The organism is Enterobacter soli ATCC BAA-2102 (genome assembly GCF_001654845.1).
GTDB lineage: Bacteria > Pseudomonadota > Gammaproteobacteria > Enterobacterales > Enterobacteriaceae > Enterobacter > Enterobacter soli.
This window is the reverse complement of sequence record NZ_LXES01000046.1, coordinates 144775-163577: the sequence shown is the minus strand read 5'-3', so window position 1 is coordinate 163577 and position 18803 is coordinate 144775. Positions and strand designations below refer to the sequence as shown.

The following is an 18803-nucleotide window of genomic DNA, read 5'->3' as shown; positions in this document are numbered from 1 at the left end:
TTATAGCCATTATTCGTTTAACAGATGGCCCATTTTCGCGGCTTTAGTGTCGAGATAGTGGGCATTTTTCGGGTTACGCCCCACAATCAACGGTACACGTTCAACAATGTTGATGCCGGCTTCCGTCAGGATCTCAACTTTACGTGGGTTGTTCGTCAGCAGACGCACTTCATCCACGCCCAGCAGCTTGAACATATCTGCACACAGGGTGAAATCGCGCTCATCGGCGGCAAAACCGAGCTGATGGTTAGCTTCGACCGTATCGTAACCCTGATCCTGAAGGGCATAAGCGCGGATCTTATTCAGCAGACCGATATTACGGCCTTCCTGGCGGTGATAGAGCAGAACCCCACGACCTTCTTCCGCGATGTGCGTCAGGGCCGCTTCCAGCTGGAAACCGCAGTCGCAGCGCAGGCTGAACAAGGCATCGCCCGTCAGACACTCCGAATGGACGCGAGACAACACCGGCGTCTGCCCTGAAATGTCGCCAAAAACTAAGGCGACGTGATCTTGTCCGGTTGCCAGTTCTTCAAATCCCACCATCAGGAAATCGCCCCATGGGGTTGGCAGTTTGGCTTCTGCCACACGTTTAAGCTGCATGTGATTCTCCAGAGTATGCTGACACGTTTCGTGTCTTTCGCCTGTTTGGCTTTCTGTATCTGTTCATTTTGCCACAAGCTCAGCAACTTCGCCTAATCGCCACCATGCTATACGAACGTTAAACGCACGATCCGACATATCCACCTGTCGGGCGAAATTCAGTTATGATTGTGACGCTTAGCGAACAAGGAGAAGACATGCTTTCAATTGCCCGACGAACGGCAGCAGGTGCGGCCATCTTACTTATCATGCCTCTGGCCGTGTGGATTTCCGGCTGGACATGGCAGCCCGGTCAACATACCGCGTGGCTTAAACCGCTGTACTGGGTAACAGAAACGGTTTCTCAACCCTGGGGGATCATTACCCATGTACTACTATGTGCATGGTTCCTGTGGTGTCTGCGTTTTCGCCTGCGTCCGGCGGTGATGTTATTTGCCATTCTTGCGGCGGCGATTGTCGTCGGGCAGGGGGTGAAGTCCTGGGTGAAAGATCATGTGCAGGAGCCGCGTCCGTTCGTTATCTGGCTGGAAAAAACGCACCATATCCCGGTGGATGAGTTCTACAATTTAAAGCGTAAAGACCGTGGCGCGCTGGTCAAAGAGCAACTTTCGGAACAACAGGATATTCCCAAGTTTTTGCGTAAGCACTGGCAAAAAGAAGCTGGCTTCGCGTTTCCTTCGGGGCATACGATGTTTGCTGCCAGCTGGGCGTTGCTTGGCGTGGGATTACTCTGGCCACGTCGTAGGACGGTGACGATAGCCGTGCTGCTGGTGTGGGCCACAGCCGTGATGGGAAGCCGTCTGCTGCTGGGAATGCACTGGCCACGTGATTTGGTTGTTGCCACACTGATCTCGTGGGTGCTGGTGACCTTCGCTACCTGGCTTGCCCAGAGACTGTGTGGGCCGCTGACACCGCCGCCGGAAGAGAAGAAAGAAATCGCGGAAAGAGAGCAAAGCGGGGTCTGACGGTTGATATTCTGCGTTTAGCCCATAAATCCCATACTGGCGCGTTACTTTTTCCGTATCGCGCCCGTCACTAAAATGGTAGTTTATAAGGCTGATTGCGGTAAGTTGAACACACTTTATTCGCTTGAACCACATAACGGGAAGTAATGTGAAATATTTACTCATTTTCTTACTGGTATTGGCGATTTTTGTCATTTCGGTCACATTGGGTGCGCAGAACGACCAACAGGTGACGTTTAACTATCTGCTGGCACAAGGTGAATACCGGGTATCAAGCCTGCTTGCGGTGTTATTTGCTGCGGGATTTATCATCGGCTGGCTGGTTTGCGGCCTGTTCTGGCTTAAAGTTCGTGTTTCTCTTGCGCGCGCTGAACGTAAAATCAAACGCCTTGAACTTCAAATTGCGCCCGCGACTGACATTCCAGAGCGTTCTGGTGTGCCGGTAGCCAAGGAATAATCGAATATGCTGGAGTTGTTGTTTCTGCTTTTGCCTGTAGCCGCAGCCTATGGCTGGTATATGGGCCGCAGAAGTGCGCAACAAACAAAGCAGGATGAAGCTAACCGACTCTCCCGTGACTATGTTGCGGGGGTGAACTTCCTGCTGAGCAACCAACAGGATAAAGCGGTAGACCTGTTCCTCGACATGCTTAAAGAGGACACCGGTACCGTTGAAGCCCATCTCACCCTCGGAAACCTGTTCCGCTCGCGTGGCGAAGTTGACCGTGCAATCCGTATTCACCAGACCCTCATGGAAAGCGCGTCGCTGACGTACGATCAGCGCCTGCTCGCGGTTCAGCAACTGGGGCGTGACTACATGGCCGCCGGTCTGTACGACCGCGCCGAAGACATGTTTACGCAACTGGTCGATGAAACCGATTTTCGAATCAGCGCGTTGCAGCAGCTGTTGCAGATTTACCAGGCGACAAGCGACTGGCAGAAGGCCATTGATACCGCTGAGCGTCTGGTGAAACTGGGTAAAGACAAACAGCGCGTTGAAATAGCCCATTTCTACTGTGAACTCGCATTGCAACAGATGGGCAGCGATGACATGGATAAAGCCATGACACTGCTGAAAAAAGGTGCTGCGGCCGACCGTAACAGCGCGCGCATTTCCATCATGATGGGGCGTGTCTTTATGGCAAACGGCGAGTTTGCCAAGGCAGTGGAGTGCTTGCTGCGGGTGATTGACCAGGATAAAGAGCTGGTCAGCGAAACGCTGGAAATGCTGCAAACCTGCTACCAGCAGTTGAATAAGCAGGATGAATGGGTCACCTTCCTGCGTCGTTGTGTTGAAGAAAACACTGGCGCAACAGCCGAGCTGATGTTGTCCGACATCGTTGAACAACACGAAGGCAGTGACACGGCGCAGGTATATATTACGCGCCAGCTTCAGCGCCATCCAACGATGCGTGTTTTCCATAAGCTGATGGATTATCACCTGAATGATGCGGAAGAAGGGCGCGCCAAAGAGAGCCTGATGGTGCTGCGCGACATGGTCGGTGAACAGGTGCGCAGTAAGCCACGCTATCGCTGCCAGAAGTGCGGTTTTACCGCTTATACGCTTTACTGGCACTGTCCTTCCTGCCGAGCCTGGTCCACGATTAAGCCTATTCGCGGCCTGGACGGGCAGTAATTTTTTTAAAACACATTATTTTAGTTACAACATACTAATGTGTTTTTCTCCATCTGATGGCACCGTGCGGCCATTGGCCTGGCAGGAAAGGAAATCGATTCTGTTCATTTGTGGCGCTGACAGGTAGAATGCTGGCCGTTTATCTGTTCCGCGCCGCTGCGCGCCCATAGACGAAAAGGGCTGGTCATGACGTCTGTTACTTCCTCCGCTTCCCGCGTAGTTACTGATTCTCCTGTTGTTGTTGCTCTCGATTACAATAACCGCGATGCTGCACTTGCCTTCGTCGATGGCATTGATCCACGTGACTGCCGCCTGAAAGTCGGCAAAGAAATGTTCACGCTGTTTGGGCCACAAATTGTGCGTGATCTGCAACAGCGTGGCTTTGAAATCTTCCTCGACCTAAAGTTTCACGATATCCCCAACACCACGGCACATGCCGTTGCTGCTGCTGCTGAGCTGGGCGTATGGATGGTAAACGTCCACGCATCGGGCGGGGCGCGTATGATGACCGCCGCGCGTGAAGCGCTTGTACCTTTTGGCAAAGACGCACCATTACTGATTGCCGTAACGGTTCTGACCAGCATGGACGAAAGCGACCTGCGCGATCTCGGCGTGACGTTGTCGCCAGCTGAACACGCCGAACGCCTTGCGCGCCTGACTCAAAACTGTGGTCTGGACGGTGTGGTTTGTTCTGCGCAGGAAGCCGTACGCTTCAAATCAGAATTGGGCCAGGCGTTCAAACTGGTTACACCGGGTATTCGTCCGGCGGGCAGTGACGTGGGCGATCAGCGCCGCATCATGACGCCTGAGCAGGCGCTGGCGGCGGGTGTTGACTATATGGTTATCGGTCGCCCGGTAACGCAATCGGCTGACCCGGCTCAAACCCTGAAGGCCATCAATGCCTCACTGAAGAAGGGCGCGTAATGAGCGATTCTAACAGCCGCCTGGTGTATTCCACCGAAACCGGGCGCATCGATGAACCCAAGGTCGCGGTAGAGCGTCCGAAAGGCGATGGTGTGGTGCGTATTCAGCGTCAGACCAGTGGCCGAAAGGGTAAAGGTGTATGCCTGATTACCGGCATTGATGCCGACGATGCTGAGCTGGCGAAACTGGCAGCCGAGCTTAAAAAGAAATGCGGATGTGGCGGCGCTGTGAAGGACGGAATTATTGAAATTCAGGGCGACAAACGAGATTTAATTAAATCACTGCTCGAAGCCAAAGGCATGAAAGTAAAACTGGCAGGCGGTTAAAATAAGTGAGCCACGGCAAATACCGTGGCTCTATTTTTACGTGCGTAAGTCAGACCTGAAATATATTCAAAACTATCTTTATACCGGTGGTTGCCGTTATGGAGATTATTTGCCCACCTGGTGACCGATAATACCGCCGACAGCAGCACCACCTAAAGTACCCAGCGTACTACCGTCAGTTAAGACCGCACCACCGAGTGCACCGGCACCGGCACCAATGGCTGTGTTACGGTCGCGTTTTGACCAGTTGGAACATGCGCTCAGGGACATTGCTAAAGCAACAGCCAGAACAGCTGCGGTTAATTTTTTGCTGGTTAAAGACATAATACTTTCTCCTGAATTATCGATTCACGGAAAGAAATACACTTTAAGTATAGACCATTTGCATACTTAAATTCCGTTTCCCGTGAAAGCTGGTCGCGCAGGCGTTACGTAATCACGCAGGTGATAGTCACTTCCTGTTATATCGCTAATATTAATTTTACGAGTTTAACGCCGGTTAAACAGGTAAAAAGTCTTAAAGGGAGACCAGGAATTCTCTCAGAGATGAAATTGCCTGCGCCCGGGGAGGCGGGCGCAGAAAAGATATTATGCGGGGTGTTTGACAATATCGACCGTCAGGCCAGTTTGTTCGAGTTGCTGGCGATGATCATTACTTAACCGATCATCGGTAATTACGCGGCTGAAACGGGAAATCGGGCCCATCATATAAGGGTGAACCGCGCCAAATTTTGAACTGTCGGTAAGAACAATGGCCTCACACTCTTTTTCAAGTACTGCGTTAACCACATCTGAACGCATCATGTCCCGGCCGGTAAAACCTGTCTCTGCCTGCCAGCCGTCGATACCGATAAACGCTTTACTGAAGTGAACCTGCTGAACATATTGGCGGGTCAGTGGCCCAACCATGCTCTCACTTTTTTTCTGATAAATCCCCCCGAGCAGAATCACTTCGCAGCGGGTTTCTTTAAGCAGGTGAGCGATATAGCTGCTGACGGTGATGATAGTGATGTCTTTCTGGTCGGCGAGCGTACGCGCCAGTAGCGCGTTACTGCTGCCGTTCTCGATAAACACTGTCTCACCGTTATTCACCAAAGACGCGGCAAATTCTGCCAGCTCACGTTTCAGCGCATAGTTGTTCATCATGCGGGTTTCGACGTCTTCGCTATCCAGCGGAACGGCATACCCGTGCGCACGGCGCAGGTAACTCTGTTTTTCCAGCAGATTAAGATCCTGACGGATTGTGACTTCAGATACGCCAGTGGTTTTAGCGAGGTCGACCACGCTCACGCGTCCCTGATCGATGACCATCTGTAAAATGAGTTGTTGTCGGGAATTCATAGCATCCATTTAAAAAAAGCTGAACGAGGTCGGAAACGTGGTGGTTACACTTCCCACGGGGCTTTAGGTTGCGCGCTTTCTGGTGCGGTGTCGGCGCCATTCTGTGCCAGCAATTCGGATTTTAAGATCTCAAGATTACGGATTGCAGAGTGATAATCGCCCGCAACCAGGATATCCAGCACAGTATCAATACGTTGTGCCACGGTCAGTGCATCAATGTTGGACATAATTTCACCCCTGGAGCGAAAAGTTAATATTTTCAATGATGCAGAAAATAGGGTCAAAAGAGAAGGGAAAAAATGCAATAAGGAAATTACATAAATGAAAGTGATAAATTTATCCCTCCTCATGCAGTGAGTTGAATGTGTGGATTAGGCTAATTCTGCGCGCAAGGCGCTTTTTTATATGAGGAATTAGACTATGACAGTTATCAATCAAGCTACTTGCACACTGTTCACTGATGCTGAACGCTTTACCCAACTTGCTGCGTATTATGAGGAGGAACGTCACACCGTCTGGATGATGTTGCGGTCTCAGCCACGGCCTTGCTTCAACCATGCATTGATTGAAGAAATCATGAACTTGTCCTGGCTGGTGCGGCAGTCTGGTTTTGTTGTCGACTTCTGGGTCACCGGATCGCTGGTTCCTGATATGTACAACACGGGGGGTGATTTGAAGTTCTTTGTCGAGTGCATCCAAAACGGCCGCCGCGAAGCATTACGTGCCTATGCTCGCGCCTGTGTCGATTGCGTACACGCCGCCTCACGTGGTTTTGATACCGGCGCCATCACACTGGCGATGGTTGAAGGCAGCGCCTTAGGTGGCGGATTTGAGGCGGCCCTGGCGCACCATTTTGTTCTTGGTCAGCGCGATGCACGTCTGGGATTTCCTGAAATTGCCTTCAACTTGTTCCCCGGTATGGGTGGGTATTCGCTGGTTGCCCGCCGTTCAGGCATGAAACTGGCGGAGGAACTTATCTACAAAGGGGAGTCGCATACTGCGGAGTGGTACGAACAGCACGGGTTAGTGGATGTCCTGTTCGAGCCAGGACAAAGCTATATGGCGGTGCGTACATTTATCGACACATTACAGCCGAAGATGAATGGCGTAAGGGCAATGCTGCGCGCCCGTACACGCGTGCTGCAACTTCCGCGTAGCGAGTTGATGGACATTACAGAGGATTGGGTCGACGCTGCGTTTTGCCTCGAACCCAAAGATATTATCTATATGGAGCGTCTGGTTATGTTGCAGGACCGCCATCACGCGGCGGGGTTACGCAAAGCCAGTTAGCGCATTTTTCGTGCCTGATAACGCTTTAGCCATCGCTCGAATGCGGCAGCGGGCATAGGTTTAGCAAAGAGATAACCCTGCCGTTCGTTGACGCCGTTCTTAGTCAGAAAGGCGTCTTCTTTCGCGCTTTCTACCCCTTCCGCAATGACCTGTAAATTGAGCGCCTGCGCCACCGCAACGATCGCGCGTACCAGCGATTGCGATATCGATTGTTTATGAATATCCCGAACGAATGACTGATCGAGTTTAATCGCATCGATTGGGAAACGCGCCAACTGCGAAAGCGACGAGTACCCCGTACCAAAGTCATCCAGGTGGATTTGCGCTCCAAGCTGGCTGAACTGCTGGATAACAGAAAGCGCGAGATCTTCATTTTCAATCAGGCAGCTTTCGGTTAATTCCACATCGATAGGGCAGTACTCAAAGTTCAAATCCTTCAGCGCCTGTTTTAAATCGCTGAAAATGGTCTGATCGGCGAGCTGACGCGCCGAGACGTTAACCGCGACGCGCAGATTAATGCCTTTGTCGCGCCATTTGGCCACCTGACGTACCACGTCGAGCATAACCCAGCGGCCAAGCGGCACAATCAGCCCCGATTCTTCGGCATAGGAGATAAACTCCAGCGGCGGGATCAGACCGCGTTCCGGGGACTGCCAGCGGACCAGCGCTTCAAGGCTCCTGATTTCGCCACGCCAGGTCATTTTCGGCTGATAGTGAATCAGCAGCTGATCGTTATCCAGCGCCTTCCGCAGGTTGGTATCCAGCCAGAGGTACTCGAACACACGCTGGTTCATCTCTGGTGAGAAGACGCAGAACTTACCGCGGCCGCTCTCTTTGGCGGTATACATCGCCGTATCCGCATTACGAATCACGCTTTCACGGTCGATACCGTGCTGAGGCGCAAGAGCGATACCCAGTGAGCAGCCGGTATAAATCTCAATCAGTCCGATGCGGAATGGCTGGCGTAAGCGGGTGAGGATCCGCGAGGCCATCGCTTCCAGCGAACCTTGCGAGGTATCCGTCGCCAGCACAATAAATTCATCGCCACCGAGGCGGGCGAGGATTTGTCCTTCTTCCAGACAACTGAGGATCGCCAGCGCGACCGCCTGCAATAACTGATCGCCAAACATGTGCCCGTAGGCATCGTTCACTTTTTTGAAGTTATCCAGATCGAGATACACCACGCCGACCTGGGTTTCTCCGCGCGCCTCTATGGCGTCGGATATCAGTTCGTGGATGGCATTCCGGTTAGGCAACCCGGTGATGGTATCGGTATTTGCCAGCACGCGCAGGCGTTCCTGAGCGCGGCGTTCCTCAGTGATATCGGTTCCTGAACAGATGAGGTAAATTTCATTCTTACCGCTGCCGCTGTGAACAAATTTGTTTCTGAACAGAAACAATCTTTGTCCCTTGCGCGTCTTGATCCAGCGTTCGACTTCATAGGAACTGCCGTTACGAAAAAAACCAGTAATGTTGCGTTTGGATGCAGCGGCTTCACTGCGGCTCATGAACAGCTTGAAGACGTTCTGGCCGATCACTTCCTGTTCTTTCAGGCCGGTATACTCTTCGCTAAGGCGATTGAAGCGCTGAATATTCCCGTTTTGATCGAGGATAACAATGACAGAGTTCGCTTCGGAGACAACTTGCTCTGCAAATGAGAGTCCCTGTGCCAGATCGCGGGCAACAGAAGGGGTATCGTTCCAGGCAGATGCTGTGCCAGCCCACTCTTTTTTATTGATTTTACGGCCGACCAAATGAACCGGGACATCAGTACCGTACAGTGATAACGTCATCGTAATGCTGGAGGTGATAACCGTAAGTTGACGAATGAGATCGGCCTGCTCATCGCTCAGTGCAACGACCTGAATAACATCGGCACTTTCGCTGGCGGCCAGATGCAGAGCATTGCTATCGGCTGTCAGTCGCCACCAGGGACTGTGCGTACCCATGTAACGAAACAGCAAATTCTGCTCCAGATCATCCATCATGTTTTCTCCTGCGGCTGCTCATTAGCGCAAAAAATATTCAATAGCAGTCGACTTTTCCGTAGTGAGACAGCGGCAAAACCGAAGTGAACTTATTGTTTTTCCCAGTTTTATTATATTAAAACGAGTCGCGCCAAAAAGGATACGTGCTGTATAAAAATTCACGTAACCGAATATGACGGCTCTCTTTTAATGTAGATAATTCTGGCAAGTTTTGGCGGTATGAAGAGGAAAATAATAAGAAAAAATGATGATTTGGCGAAATAAGAGGCGTTGAGGAAATGTCGGCCTTTCCTAAAAGGAAATGACCGACATTTTAATAAGTTATCAGGCGGCCGGGCGCGCGATAATGCTGCGGGTTTCCATACGAACTTCAGCGATAGTTACGTCAATCACGTCTGTGACTTTATAAACCGTTTCGCCTTTGATTTGCACAGTACCGTTTTCCTGGCTACAAACCAGTTCATCACGAACGGCGTGCAGGAATGGCGCAGGGATAAAGGCTACCGCGCCATTATCAACCAGGCGTACACGCATCCCACCACGGCTGATATCGATGATTTCCGCCGGGAAACGGGTGTCAGTACCTGCTTTATCGTTCAGGAAGCGCGCATACAGCCAGTCACCGACATCGCGTTCAGCCATGCGGTTCAGGCGGCGACGTTCCGCCATCTGTACCGTGGTATCGTCCTGAGGACGTGCAATGGATTCGCCTTTGATAATCGCTTTCAGCAGGCGATGGTTAACCATATCGCCATACTTACGGATTGGAGAAGTCCAGGTTGCGTAAGCTTCAAGACCCAGACCAAAGTGCGGACCTGGCTCAGTGCTGATCTCAGCGAAGGACTGGAAACGACGAATACGGCTATCCAGGAAACCGGATGGCTGTGCATCAAGTTCGCGACGCAGTTTGCAGAAGCCGTTCAGCGTCAGCACTTCTTCTGGATCAACGTGTACATCGTGGTTTTTCAGCAGGGCAGCCAGCGCTTCGGTGTTTGCCGGATCAAAACCGGTGTGCACGTTGTAAATGCCAAAGCCTAATTTGTCGCGCAGCACACGTGCGGCACAAATATTGGCGGAAATCATGGCTTCTTCAACAATGCGGTTAGCGATGCGACGCGGCTCTGCAACGATATTCAATACTTCGCCTTTTTCACCGAGAACAAAGCGGTAATCAGGACGGTCTTTAAATACCAGCGCGTGAGTGGTACGCCATTGGCTACGGCTCAGGCAGATGCGGTGCAGCAGACGGATCTGCGCGGCAATCGCCTCGCTTTCTGGTTTCCAGCTGCCGGTGTTTTCCAGCCAGTCAGAAACGTCGTCATAGGCCAGTTTGGCTTTTGATTCGATAGTGGCGGCAAAGAATTCGATATCGTCTTCAATGGTGCCGTCAGCGGCAATGATCATGCGGCAGGCGAGCACTGGACGGATTTCGTTCGCGCGCAGCGAGCAGAGATCGTCGGACAGTTCACGTGGCAGCATCGGGATGTTGAAGCCCGGCAGGTAGTTGGTGAATGCGCGAATTTTCGCAGCATCGTCCAGCTTGCTGCCTTCAACGATCCAGGCCGTTGGATCGGCAATCGCCACGGTCAGATGCATTTTGCCGTCAGCTGACTCTTCAGCAAACAGGGCATCATCCATATCTTCAGTGCTTGCACTGTCGATAGTAACAAAATCCAGAGCAGTCAGGTCACGACGTACCAGACCTTCATCCTGCATTTCAGTTGCTACGCCGTCTGGCGCTTCTTTTTCAAGATTGTGGCGTGCCAGCGTTACCCACCATGGGACGAAATTATCGTCGCCAAAGGTAATGAACTGGGTCAGTTCCGCATAGAAACCGCGGTCGCCTTTCAGAGGATGACGGCGCATTTCAGCAACGGCCCAGTCACCTTGTTTAAAATCATGCTCAACACCACGTGCAGCGCGGCACGGAATGGCATCTTTCAGCAGGGGATGGTCCGGTACGATAGACAGACGGTCGTCTTTTTTATGTACCTTACCCACGAAACGGGTCAGGAAAGGTTCGATCAGTTCTTCCGGCTCGGCAGATTCACGTTCTTTCTCGGTGTGAATGACGGCCGTGACGCGATCGCCGTGCATCACTTTCTTCATCTGCGGAGGCGGAATGAAGTAGCTTTTCTGCGCATCAACTTCAAGGAAGCCAAAGCCCTTTTCCGTGGCTTTTACGACCCCTTCTGCACGCGGCGTCTGGGAATGCAGTTGCTGTTTAAGCTGCGCTAGCAGCGGGTTGTCCTGAAACATAATGTTCTATTTTCGTAGCCATTGAGCGGCTGACAGTTTTACGCGATTCTCACTGCTTCAGCAAGCGCTCTTTAGGTAATTAGTATGGTTATTCCCCTTTGCCGAGGGCGATTCCCAAACGGTCAAGCCAGCCGTTAAAAGCACTCCAGGTGAGCAGATTAATTGCCTGTACTTCGCTCAGACCACTCTGGGTGAGCGGCGTAAATTGCGCGGCGCTGAACCGGTCCGGGGAGGCGTTGAGCAACGCGATTGCGCCAGCCAGTGCCACAGAGGATGCATCATCGGCAGACAAACGAATACCGCCGGTCAGGATCTCTCCGGTCAGGGCAAGCAGTGCCGGTTCATGACACAGCACCGGTGTCAGCGCCTGGAGTTCAGGTTGTGCCTGCCAGCGGGCGAGCAATTCAAGCTGCTGGGCACTGGCATAGCGCAATTCGACAACGGGCAGGATGGACTCCCATTCGCCCGGAGTCCTGTGCGTGTCACCGATTAGCGCATGAGGCTGGATATGATGCCCCGGCAGCCAGCGTACGGGATGCCCCAGGAAGGCCTGAAACGCTGCCACTACGCGCCCCTGGAATCCAGTGAACCCGATTATCTGACTGATCAGCACAATGTCGTAGGTTGTCAGGCCGACTTCATCGAGTTGTTGCTGTGCTTTATCGTCGATCACGTCAGGAGAGCTGGCAAGCTGGCGGGCGTACTGGGTAATTTGGGCAAGGCGGCGATTACTTTCTCGTGAGGAATCAGGGCCGGGAAGCGGGGCAAGCAGGGCAGCGTAGTGATTACAGAGCCGTTGAACGCCGCACGCCTGAGCAACGGTCAACGCAGTGCTCAGCCTGTCGTATGCGCTAAGTGTCCGCAGGCGACTCACAGCAACATTGAGTGGAAACAGTTGGTGACAGAGCGCTCTGGCAGGGGCCAGCCAGCTTTCGCATCCGGCGACAATCTCTTCGGGAAGGGCTAAATCGAGCAAAAAACGATCGTCAACGTAAGCGGCTTCGGGTACCAGAGGTAGAACATCCGTCTGCGAATGATTTGACTGGGTTTCATGATACCAGTGGCCTTTGCCAGAAAAACGGCGTTGTTCCATGGGCGTTCCTTGATCTCAAAATGGCGATCAATATCCTGGCGTAAGGCGGATGAGGGGAAAAATATTGTTAGGTGATAACAAATAGCAGAACGGAATAACGAAAGGTCTTGCAGGGGGAGGGAAAACTCTCTTCCCGGGCGGGAAGAGAGTGACAACTTATTTGATTTCCAGCTCGTTCATTGCAGCGATGTTGAAGCCGCCGTCAACGTGAACCACTTCGCCGGAGATACCCGCGGAAAGGTCAGAGCACAGGAATGCTGCGGAGTTACCCACATCTTCAATGGTAACGGTACGGCGAATCGGGGTAACCGCTTCGCAGTGTGCCAGCATTTTACGGAAGTCTTTGATGCCAGACGCCGCCAGGGTGCGGATTGGGCCAGCAGAGATACCGTTAACACGCACACCTTCTGGACCCATCGCGTTCGCCATGTAGCGCACGTTTGCTTCCAGAGAGGCTTTAGCCAGACCCATAACGTTATAGTTAGGGATTGCACGCTCTGCGCCCAGGTAGGACAGGGTCAGCAGTGCAGCGCCCGGGTTCAGCATGGTGCGGCAAGATTTAGCCATCGCCACAAAGCTGTAAGAGCTGATGTCGTGAGCGATTTTGAAGCCTTCACGGGTAACCGCGTTCACGTAGTCGCCGTCCAACTGGTCGCCAGGAGCGAAACCGATGGAGTGAACGAAACCGTCGAATTTCTCCCACGTTTTTGCCAGTTCAGCGAACATGCCATCGATGCTTTCATCTTGTGCAACGTCACATTCCAGAACAATGCTGGAACCCAGCTGCGCGGCAAACTCTTCAACACGGCCTTTCAGCTTGTCGTTCTGGTAGGTGAACGCCAGCTCAGCGCCTTCGCGATGCATAGCCTGTGCGATGCCGTATGCGATGGACAGTTTGCTGGCAACGCCGGTCACCAGAATGCGCTTACCGGAAAGAAAACCCATAGCTTTAATCCTTATATTCATTGTTGTGGCGATCGTCATCTTCTTGGGACAATCGTCGTTAAAACGCGGCGATAATATCACGTGTCGCGTGCTTAGTTAATCCGACCACTCTTTTGACGCGCGGTTAACGGTCTTTTCGCCATGCATCGGCGGTTAATGCTTCACCAAAATGCCCGGCAATCAGTCTTTTCGTCAGCTCATGAAGCGGGGAAGCCATCACATCCGCTGTGCTTCCGCGTTCGACCACTTCGCCCTGATGCATCACCAGCACCTGATCGCTAATGTGCTTCATCATGCCAAGATGCTGCGTCACATAGATATAAGAGATACCTTGTTTTTCCTGCAATTCCAGCATCAGGTTAATTAACTGCGAACGCATCGACATATCAAGTGACGCCAGCGCTTCGTCGGCGATAATCACTTTCGGGCGCAAAATTAATGCGCGCGCCAGACCCAGACGCTGTTTCTGTCCCGGGGCGAGCATATGCGGGTAATAACTCTCGTGGTCAGGCAGCAGACCAACCATGCGCAGGGTTTCGACAATCCGCTTGCGGCGCTCTTCCGGCTCCAGCTCCGTGTTTAATCGAAGCGGGAAGTCCAGAATCTGCGAAATACGCTGGCGCGGGTTGAGGGATGTCGACGGATCCTGAAAAATCATACGGATGCGCTGACTGCGAAACGAGTAATCACCAAATTCCAGCGGATGATCGTCAATCAGCACTTCACCTGCGGTGGGTTCAACCATGCCGGCGAGCATTTTCGCCAGCGTGGATTTCCCGGAACCGTTCTCACCGATAATGGCCAGCGTCTGTTTTTCCCGAAGCGTAAAGCTCAGGGGTTTAACCGCTTCTACAGTCTGGCGATGAAATAACCCTGTCCGGTAGCGAAAGGTCTTACTCAGGTTGCGAACTTCCAGCAAAGTTTCGACCATTTCACTCTCTCTCCATGTTCAACGGGAAATGACAGGCATAAAGATGGTTCTTAGCCCCCGACAGCCGTGGCGTTTCAATGCATTTACGCTGGGCGTAAGGGCAGCGCGGGCCAAGACGGCAGCCAATGGGCAGTGATTCCAGCAACGGAATGGCCCCAGGCAAGGTATTCAGGCGGCTTTTGTGTGGCATGGCGCTGCCAAAATCAGGGATCGCGCGGATCAGCGCCTGGGTATACGGATGATGCGGGGTGTTCACCAGCTCTTCGCTGACAGCCGTTTCTACCGTCTGGCCGCAGTACATCACATCAATTTTATCGGCCCACTTGCTCAGCATTTGCAGGTCATGGCTGATCAGCAAAATGGTGGTGTTGTTGTTCTGATTAAGACGCGTCAGCAGGCGGAAGATCTGTGCCTGTGTGGTGGGCTCCATCGCGTTTGTTGGTTCATCGGCAATCAGCAGACGCGGTTGGTTCGCCAGCGCGATGGCAATCATCACTTTCTGGCATTCGCCATCGGTCAGTTCGTAAGGGAAACTGCGCATCGCGTCTTTATGATCTTTGATCCCGACCCGGTGCAGCAACTCGATGGCACGGCGCTTACGCCAGCCAACGCGTTGCCACCAGCGGCCTTTGTACGTCCAGCCGGGGATGTTCTGCATCAGCTGTTTACCCACGCGCTCGGAGGGATCAAGACAGGATTGCGGCTCCTGAAAAATCATCGACACGTTATGACCCACCAGCTTACGGCGCTCACGCGGAGAAAGGCGCAGCAGGTCAATATCATCAAAACGCATTCGGTCAGCGGTCACGCGCCAGTTGTCTTTCGCAACACCACAGATGGCCTTGGCTATCAGGCTCTTACCAGAGCCGGATTCACCCACCAACCCGCGGATTTCACCTTCTGCAAGCGTGATGCTGATACGGTCAACGGCTTTCACCCAGCCTTCGCCGGTCTTGAATTCAATCGTCAGGTTGCGGATATCGAGTAACGGCATTATTGCACTCCCGCATTAATTGCCCGGCGAATACCATCCCCAAGCAAGTTGATCAGCAACACGCTGACCATAATCGCGGCCCCGGGCAGCATAACGGTCCATGGAGCGACATAGATAAGTTCCAGCGCGTCGCCCAGCATTGCTCCCCATTCGGGAGACGGAAGCTGAGCACCAAGATCGAGGAAGCCCAGCGCGGCGATATCCAGAATCGCCATCGACAGGGCACGAGTGATCTCGGTGACCAGCCCGGACGCAATGTTTGGCAGCACGGCAAACCACAGGATATTGAAGGTGGTGGCACCATCCAGACGTGCGGCAACCACATACTCTTTTTCCAGCTCGTCATGCACCATGCTATAGACCGAACGCACCAGACGCGGCAGGATCGCCAGCCAGACGGCGAACATCGCGTGCGACAGATGCGGGCCCGCAAAGGCCACGACAATAATGGCCAGCAGCAGGGAAGGAATAGAGAGCAGCGTATCCAGAATGTGATTCATCACGGCGGAACGCAGGCCGTGAGTTGAACCGGCAAAAATCCCCAGCGCCAGGCCACAAATGGTGGCCGCCAGAGTAACCACAAACGCACCACCCACCGTTGGGGCGGCGCCGCTCAGCAGGCGGCTTAAGACATCGCGGCCCAGATCGTCAGTGCCTAAAAAGAAGGACACTTCACCATAACGTGACCAGGAAGGCGGTAAAAGCTGATAACCGAGAAACTGCTGGTCGATCCCGTAAGGCGCAAACCACGAACCCAAAATGCACAACACCGCCAGTGCACCACAGCCATACAGGCCAATCATCGCCGTGGTGTCACCATAGAATTTACGCCACACGGTACGCAGCACACCGGGTGTGCGCTTTTCGCTGTATACGTTATCGTAAGGCATACCATTCCTTATGCTTCAGTGGGTTAGCCATAGCACCCAAAATATCGGAAATCACGTTAACGATGATGACCAGCGAGCCAATCACCATGACCCCTGCGGAAATCGCTGCATAATCTTGCTGACGAATGGCGTTAATCAGCCAGCGACCAAGCCCGGGCCAGCTAAACACCATTTCCGTGATCATCGCCAGGGTCAGCATGGTTGAAAATTGCAGTCCAAGGCGCGGGATGACCGGCGGCAGGGCGTTGTGCAGTACGTGACGGCGCAGAATCGTCAGCCGGGACAGCCCGCGTGTGGCCGCCGCTTTCACGTAGTTTTGATCAAACACGTCGATGGTGCTGATACGCATCAGGCGGATCACTTCGGTTGTGGGCGCAACGGCCAGCGTCAACACTGGCAACACCATATGGCGCAGGGCACTGATGATCATTTCATGGCGCCAGACCGAATCTGAAAGCCAGGCGTCAATAATCGCAAACCCGGTCACCGTTTTTACCATGTACAGCAGGTCGAAACGACCCGACACTGGCAGCCAGCCCAGGGTCAGCGAGAAGAACAGGGTCAGCAGCAGCGCCAGCCAGAAGATAGGGATCGAGAAACCGAGCAGGGCGAGGGCGCTGATAAATTTGTCCTGCCATTTATTGAGATAAATCCCCGCCAGCATCCCCACCGGAATACCGACCAGCAGAGCAAATCCGAAGGCCAGAATACACAGCTCCATGGTGGCCGGGAAAACCTCTTTCAGCTGTTCGGAAATCAACTGCCCGTTGATGCTGGACACGCCAAAGTCCCAGTGCAGCACGCCGTTAAACCAGAACAGCCAGGCATCCCACAGCGACGAACCCTGAAGCGGCGCGTGCGGCGTGAAATAGCTCAGGCTAAAGCCGACAAAGGTCAGGAAGAAGAGGGTTACCAGCAGCAGTAACAGGCGACGCAAGGTAAAAATAATCACGGTTTTTTCACCTCTTGTTCTTTTTCACGCGAGACGCCCGCGAAGGAGGCGTTACCAAACGGACTCAGCACCAGCCCTTTGATGTCATAGCGATAGGCCTGAAGGCGCAGGGACGAGGCAAGCGGCAACACCGGCAGTTCTTTTGCCAGAATGTTTTGCGCTTCATCGTAGGCGTCGATACGGGAGGCCAGCTGTTGTGAGGCGAGGGCTTTTTGCAGCACGGCATCAAATTCGCGGTTACACCAGTGGGCGTAGTTGGTTTGCGAGTTGATCGCCGCACAGCTCAGGAGCGGGCGGAAGAAGCTATCCGGGTCATTACTGTCGGTCGCCCAGCCTGCCAGGGTTAAATCATGGTTCATGTCCATCAGGCGCGCCTCCTGGAAACGCCCCTCGACCGGCACGATCACCACTTTGACGCCCACCTGAGCCATATCGGCCTGGAGCAGTTCAGCGGTTTTCAGCGGGCTTGGGTTCCAGGCTTGCGAACTGGTCGGTACCCAGAGCTGGAGCGTCAGGTTTTCTACGCCCAGCGCTTTTAGCTGCTCACGCGCTTTTGCCGGATTGTATTCCGTAACTTTAGCTTCGCCGTCATAGGCCCAGGAGGCTCGAGGCAAAATAGAGGCGGCGGTTTCTGCTGTCCCGTAGTAAATCGACTGCATCAGGCGCTGGTTGTTAATCGCTAAGGCCAGCGCATGACGAACGGCCGGGTTGTTGAGTGGCGGTTTATCCGTATTAAAGGCCAGATAGGCGATATTCATGCCCGGACGCAGGGTCAGACGCAAACGCGGATCGTCACGCAGAATGGTTAACTGGCTGGCGGCAGGCCACGCGAGCACATCGCACTCACCGGTCAGCAGTTTAGAGAGTCGGCCGGTGCCACCAGAGCCGAGATCCACCACCACCTGCGGCATCAGCGGTGTGCCGCGCCAGAAGTGTTCGTGACGTTGCAGGCGAATGTACTGGCCTGAACGGTACTCTGCCATCTGGAACGGACCTGTGCCGACGGGCTGCCTGTCGAGTAGCTCCTGGCGATCCTGGCTGGTCAGTTTCGCTGCGTATTCCGCCGACATCACCGAGGCATAGTGGGTCGCCAGATGCCATAAGAAAGAGGCATCCGGGCGCGTCAGGCTAAATTCAACGGTTCTGTTGTCGAGTTTACGCACGCTTTTGACGGTATCGGCAAACTGCAAACTGTCGAAATAGGGGAAGCTCCCGCCATTCACGTTATGCCACGGATGATTGCGGTTAAAGATACGCTGGAAGGTAAAGACCACATCATCTGCATTCAGTTTGCGGGTTGGCGTAAACCAGGGCGTACGCTGGAAAGAGACATCGTCACGCAGGTGGAAGCGGTAGGTCGCGCCATTATCAAGCACTTCCCAGCTCTCGGCCAGCTCCGGCACCAGGCGATAGGTATAAGGATCGACATCCAGCAGGCGGTCGTAAAGCTGTGCGGCAAGGGTGTCAACAATCAGGCCGCTGCCCGCTTTTTGTGGGTTAAAGGTGTCAACTTGCCCGCTGACACAATAGACAAAGCCGCTATCGCGAATATCAGGAAGCGCAGCACGCTCAGGCGCAGCAAAGACCGTATTGCTGAACAGACCTAGCGCAAACAGGGACGATAAAACCAGACGCATAATTTTTAAGGTTTTTAGGTTCGATCTGCAAAGTG

At 53.3% G+C, this 18803-nt stretch carries 19 protein-coding genes; 6 read left to right on the top strand and 13 right to left on the bottom strand.

The window, feature by feature from the left end:
* Positions 1–9: 9 nt before the first annotated feature.
* Positions 10–600: a GTP cyclohydrolase II gene (gene ribA, locus M987_RS17775; RefSeq protein ID WP_014070497.1), complete on the bottom strand. Its 591-nt coding sequence runs from the start codon at positions 598–600 to the stop codon at positions 10–12.
* 197 nt (positions 601–797) lie between these two features.
* Between ribA and pgpB the strand changes: the two genes are divergently transcribed.
* The 5 genes from pgpB to yciH all read left to right on the top strand — a co-directional run bounded on the left by pgpB (position 798) and on the right by yciH (position 4448).
* Complete coding sequence (gene pgpB, locus M987_RS17770) at positions 798–1565, top strand: phosphatidylglycerophosphatase B (RefSeq protein WP_014070496.1); 768 nt, start codon at positions 798–800, stop codon at positions 1563–1565.
* 148 nt (positions 1566–1713) lie between these two features.
* Positions 1714–2022: a LapA family protein gene (locus M987_RS17765; RefSeq protein ID WP_014070495.1), complete on the top strand. Its 309-nt coding sequence runs from the start codon at positions 1714–1716 to the stop codon at positions 2020–2022.
* 6 nt (positions 2023–2028) lie between these two features.
* A complete protein-coding gene (lapB, locus tag M987_RS17760) occupies positions 2029–3198 on the top strand; it encodes a lipopolysaccharide assembly protein LapB (protein ID WP_014070494.1) in 1170 nt (389 codons plus the stop codon).
* A 186-nt stretch (positions 3199–3384) separates the two neighbouring features.
* On the top strand, positions 3385–4122 hold the full coding sequence (gene pyrF / locus M987_RS17755) for an orotidine-5'-phosphate decarboxylase (protein WP_014070493.1): 738 nt from the start codon (positions 3385–3387) through the stop codon (positions 4120–4122).
* Positions 4122–4448, top strand: a complete 327-nt coding sequence (yciH, locus tag M987_RS17750) for a stress response translation initiation inhibitor YciH (protein ID WP_014070492.1) — start codon at positions 4122–4124, stop codon at positions 4446–4448. Before pyrF ends, yciH begins: the two co-directional genes overlap by 1 nt.
* A 105-nt stretch (positions 4449–4553) precedes the next feature.
* Here yciH and osmB read toward each other — a convergent pair whose 3' ends face one another.
* The 3 genes from osmB to M987_RS17735 all read right to left on the bottom strand — a co-directional run bounded on the left by osmB (position 4554) and on the right by M987_RS17735 (position 6016).
* Positions 4554–4772 carry an osmotically-inducible lipoprotein OsmB gene (gene osmB / locus M987_RS17745; protein ID WP_014070491.1) on the bottom strand — a complete coding sequence of 73 codons (219 nt, stop codon included), beginning with the start codon at positions 4770–4772 and terminating at the stop codon, positions 4554–4556.
* Positions 4773–5036: 264 nt separating this feature from the next.
* Positions 5037–5789, bottom strand: a complete 753-nt coding sequence (gene yciT, locus M987_RS17740; RefSeq protein ID WP_014070490.1) for a DNA-binding transcriptional regulator YciT — start codon at positions 5787–5789, stop codon at positions 5037–5039.
* Positions 5790–5833: 44 nt separating this feature from the next.
* Entirely contained in the window at positions 5834–6016 is a 183-nt protein-coding gene (locus M987_RS17735; RefSeq protein WP_014070489.1) for a YciZ family protein, read from the bottom strand.
* Between the two features lie 193 nt (positions 6017–6209).
* Here M987_RS17735 and M987_RS17730 point away from each other — a divergent pair, with 193 nt between their 5' ends.
* Positions 6210–7079 carry a crotonase/enoyl-CoA hydratase family protein gene (locus tag M987_RS17730; RefSeq protein ID WP_014070488.1) on the top strand — a complete coding sequence of 290 codons (870 nt, stop codon included), beginning with the start codon at positions 6210–6212 and terminating at the stop codon, positions 7077–7079.
* Here the strand turns inward: M987_RS17730 and pdeR are convergent.
* The 9 genes from pdeR to sapA form a co-directional block, all read right to left on the bottom strand.
* The gene (gene pdeR / locus M987_RS17725) at positions 7076–9067 is read right to left on the bottom strand and encodes a cyclic di-GMP phosphodiesterase (RefSeq protein WP_014070487.1); all 1992 of its coding nucleotides are present in this window, start codon (positions 9065–9067) and stop codon (positions 7076–7078) included. The genes M987_RS17730 and pdeR overlap by 4 nt on opposite strands.
* 324 nt (positions 9068–9391) lie before the next feature.
* The gene (locus tag M987_RS17720; RefSeq protein ID WP_014070486.1) at positions 9392–11326 is read right to left on the bottom strand and encodes an exoribonuclease II; all 1935 of its coding nucleotides are present in this window, start codon (positions 11324–11326) and stop codon (positions 9392–9394) included.
* Positions 11327–11414: 88 nt separating this feature from the next.
* A complete protein-coding gene (locus tag M987_RS17715) occupies positions 11415–12419 on the bottom strand; it encodes a CMD domain-containing protein (protein ID WP_014070485.1) in 1005 nt (334 codons plus the stop codon).
* Between the two features lie 156 nt (positions 12420–12575).
* Positions 12576–13364: an enoyl-ACP reductase FabI gene (gene fabI / locus M987_RS17710; RefSeq protein ID WP_014070484.1), complete on the bottom strand. Its 789-nt coding sequence runs from the start codon at positions 13362–13364 to the stop codon at positions 12576–12578.
* A 124-nt stretch (positions 13365–13488) separates the two neighbouring features.
* Complete coding sequence (gene sapF / locus M987_RS17705; RefSeq protein ID WP_014070483.1) at positions 13489–14295, bottom strand: putrescine export ABC transporter ATP-binding protein SapF; 807 nt, start codon at positions 14293–14295, stop codon at positions 13489–13491.
* A 1-nt stretch (position 14296) separates the two neighbouring features.
* Positions 14297–15289, bottom strand: coding sequence for a putrescine export ABC transporter ATP-binding protein SapD (gene sapD / locus M987_RS17700; RefSeq protein ID WP_014070482.1), 993 nt, complete (start codon positions 15287–15289; stop codon positions 14297–14299).
* Positions 15289–16179: a putrescine export ABC transporter permease SapC gene (gene sapC, locus M987_RS17695; RefSeq protein ID WP_014070481.1), complete on the bottom strand. Its 891-nt coding sequence runs from the start codon at positions 16177–16179 to the stop codon at positions 15289–15291. The genes sapD and sapC overlap by 1 nt, the downstream gene beginning before the upstream one ends.
* Complete coding sequence (sapB, locus tag M987_RS17690) at positions 16166–17131, bottom strand: putrescine export ABC transporter permease SapB (RefSeq protein ID WP_014070480.1); 966 nt, start codon at positions 17129–17131, stop codon at positions 16166–16168. The genes sapC and sapB overlap by 14 nt, the downstream gene beginning before the upstream one ends.
* Positions 17128–18768, bottom strand: a complete 1641-nt coding sequence (gene sapA, locus M987_RS17685; RefSeq protein ID WP_014070479.1) for an ABC transporter substrate-binding protein SapA — start codon at positions 18766–18768, stop codon at positions 17128–17130. Before sapA ends, sapB begins: the two co-directional genes overlap by 4 nt.
* Between the last annotated feature and the right edge of the window lie 35 nt (positions 18769–18803).

Bases quoted from the DNA above. Each gene is read 5' to 3' on its own strand.
- ribA (WP_014070497.1), bottom strand. From the start codon at position 600: ATGCAGCTTAAACGTGTGGCAGAAGCCAAACTGCCAACCCCATGGGGC.
- pgpB (WP_014070496.1), top strand. From the start codon at position 798: ATGCTTTCAATTGCCCGACGAACGGCAGCAGGTGCGGCCATCTTACTT.
- lapB (WP_014070494.1), top strand. From the start codon at position 2,029: ATGCTGGAGTTGTTGTTTCTGCTTTTGCCTGTAGCCGCAGCCTATGGC.
- pyrF (WP_014070493.1), top strand. From the start codon at position 3,385: ATGACGTCTGTTACTTCCTCCGCTTCCCGCGTAGTTACTGATTCTCCT.
- yciH (WP_014070492.1), top strand. From the start codon at position 4,122: ATGAGCGATTCTAACAGCCGCCTGGTGTATTCCACCGAAACCGGGCGC.
- osmB (WP_014070491.1), bottom strand. From the start codon at position 4,772: ATGTCTTTAACCAGCAAAAAATTAACCGCAGCTGTTCTGGCTGTTGCT.
- yciT (WP_014070490.1), bottom strand. From the start codon at position 5,789: ATGAATTCCCGACAACAACTCATTTTACAGATGGTCATCGATCAGGGA.
- M987_RS17735 (WP_014070489.1), bottom strand. From the start codon at position 6,016: ATGTCCAACATTGATGCACTGACCGTGGCACAACGTATTGATACTGTG.
- M987_RS17730 (WP_014070488.1), top strand. From the start codon at position 6,210: ATGACAGTTATCAATCAAGCTACTTGCACACTGTTCACTGATGCTGAA.
- pdeR (WP_014070487.1), bottom strand. From the start codon at position 9,067: ATGATGGATGATCTGGAGCAGAATTTGCTGTTTCGTTACATGGGTACG.
- M987_RS17720 (WP_014070486.1), bottom strand. From the start codon at position 11,326: ATGTTTCAGGACAACCCGCTGCTAGCGCAGCTTAAACAGCAACTGCAT.
- M987_RS17715 (WP_014070485.1), bottom strand. From the start codon at position 12,419: ATGGAACAACGCCGTTTTTCTGGCAAAGGCCACTGGTATCATGAAACC.
- fabI (WP_014070484.1), bottom strand. From the start codon at position 13,364: ATGGGTTTTCTTTCCGGTAAGCGCATTCTGGTGACCGGCGTTGCCAGC.
- sapF (WP_014070483.1), bottom strand. From the start codon at position 14,295: ATGGTCGAAACTTTGCTGGAAGTTCGCAACCTGAGTAAGACCTTTCGC.
- sapD (WP_014070482.1), bottom strand. From the start codon at position 15,289: ATGCCGTTACTCGATATCCGCAACCTGACGATTGAATTCAAGACCGGC.
- sapC (WP_014070481.1), bottom strand. From the start codon at position 16,179: ATGCCTTACGATAACGTATACAGCGAAAAGCGCACACCCGGTGTGCTG.
- sapA (WP_014070479.1), bottom strand. From the start codon at position 18,768: ATGCGTCTGGTTTTATCGTCCCTGTTTGCGCTAGGTCTGTTCAGCAAT.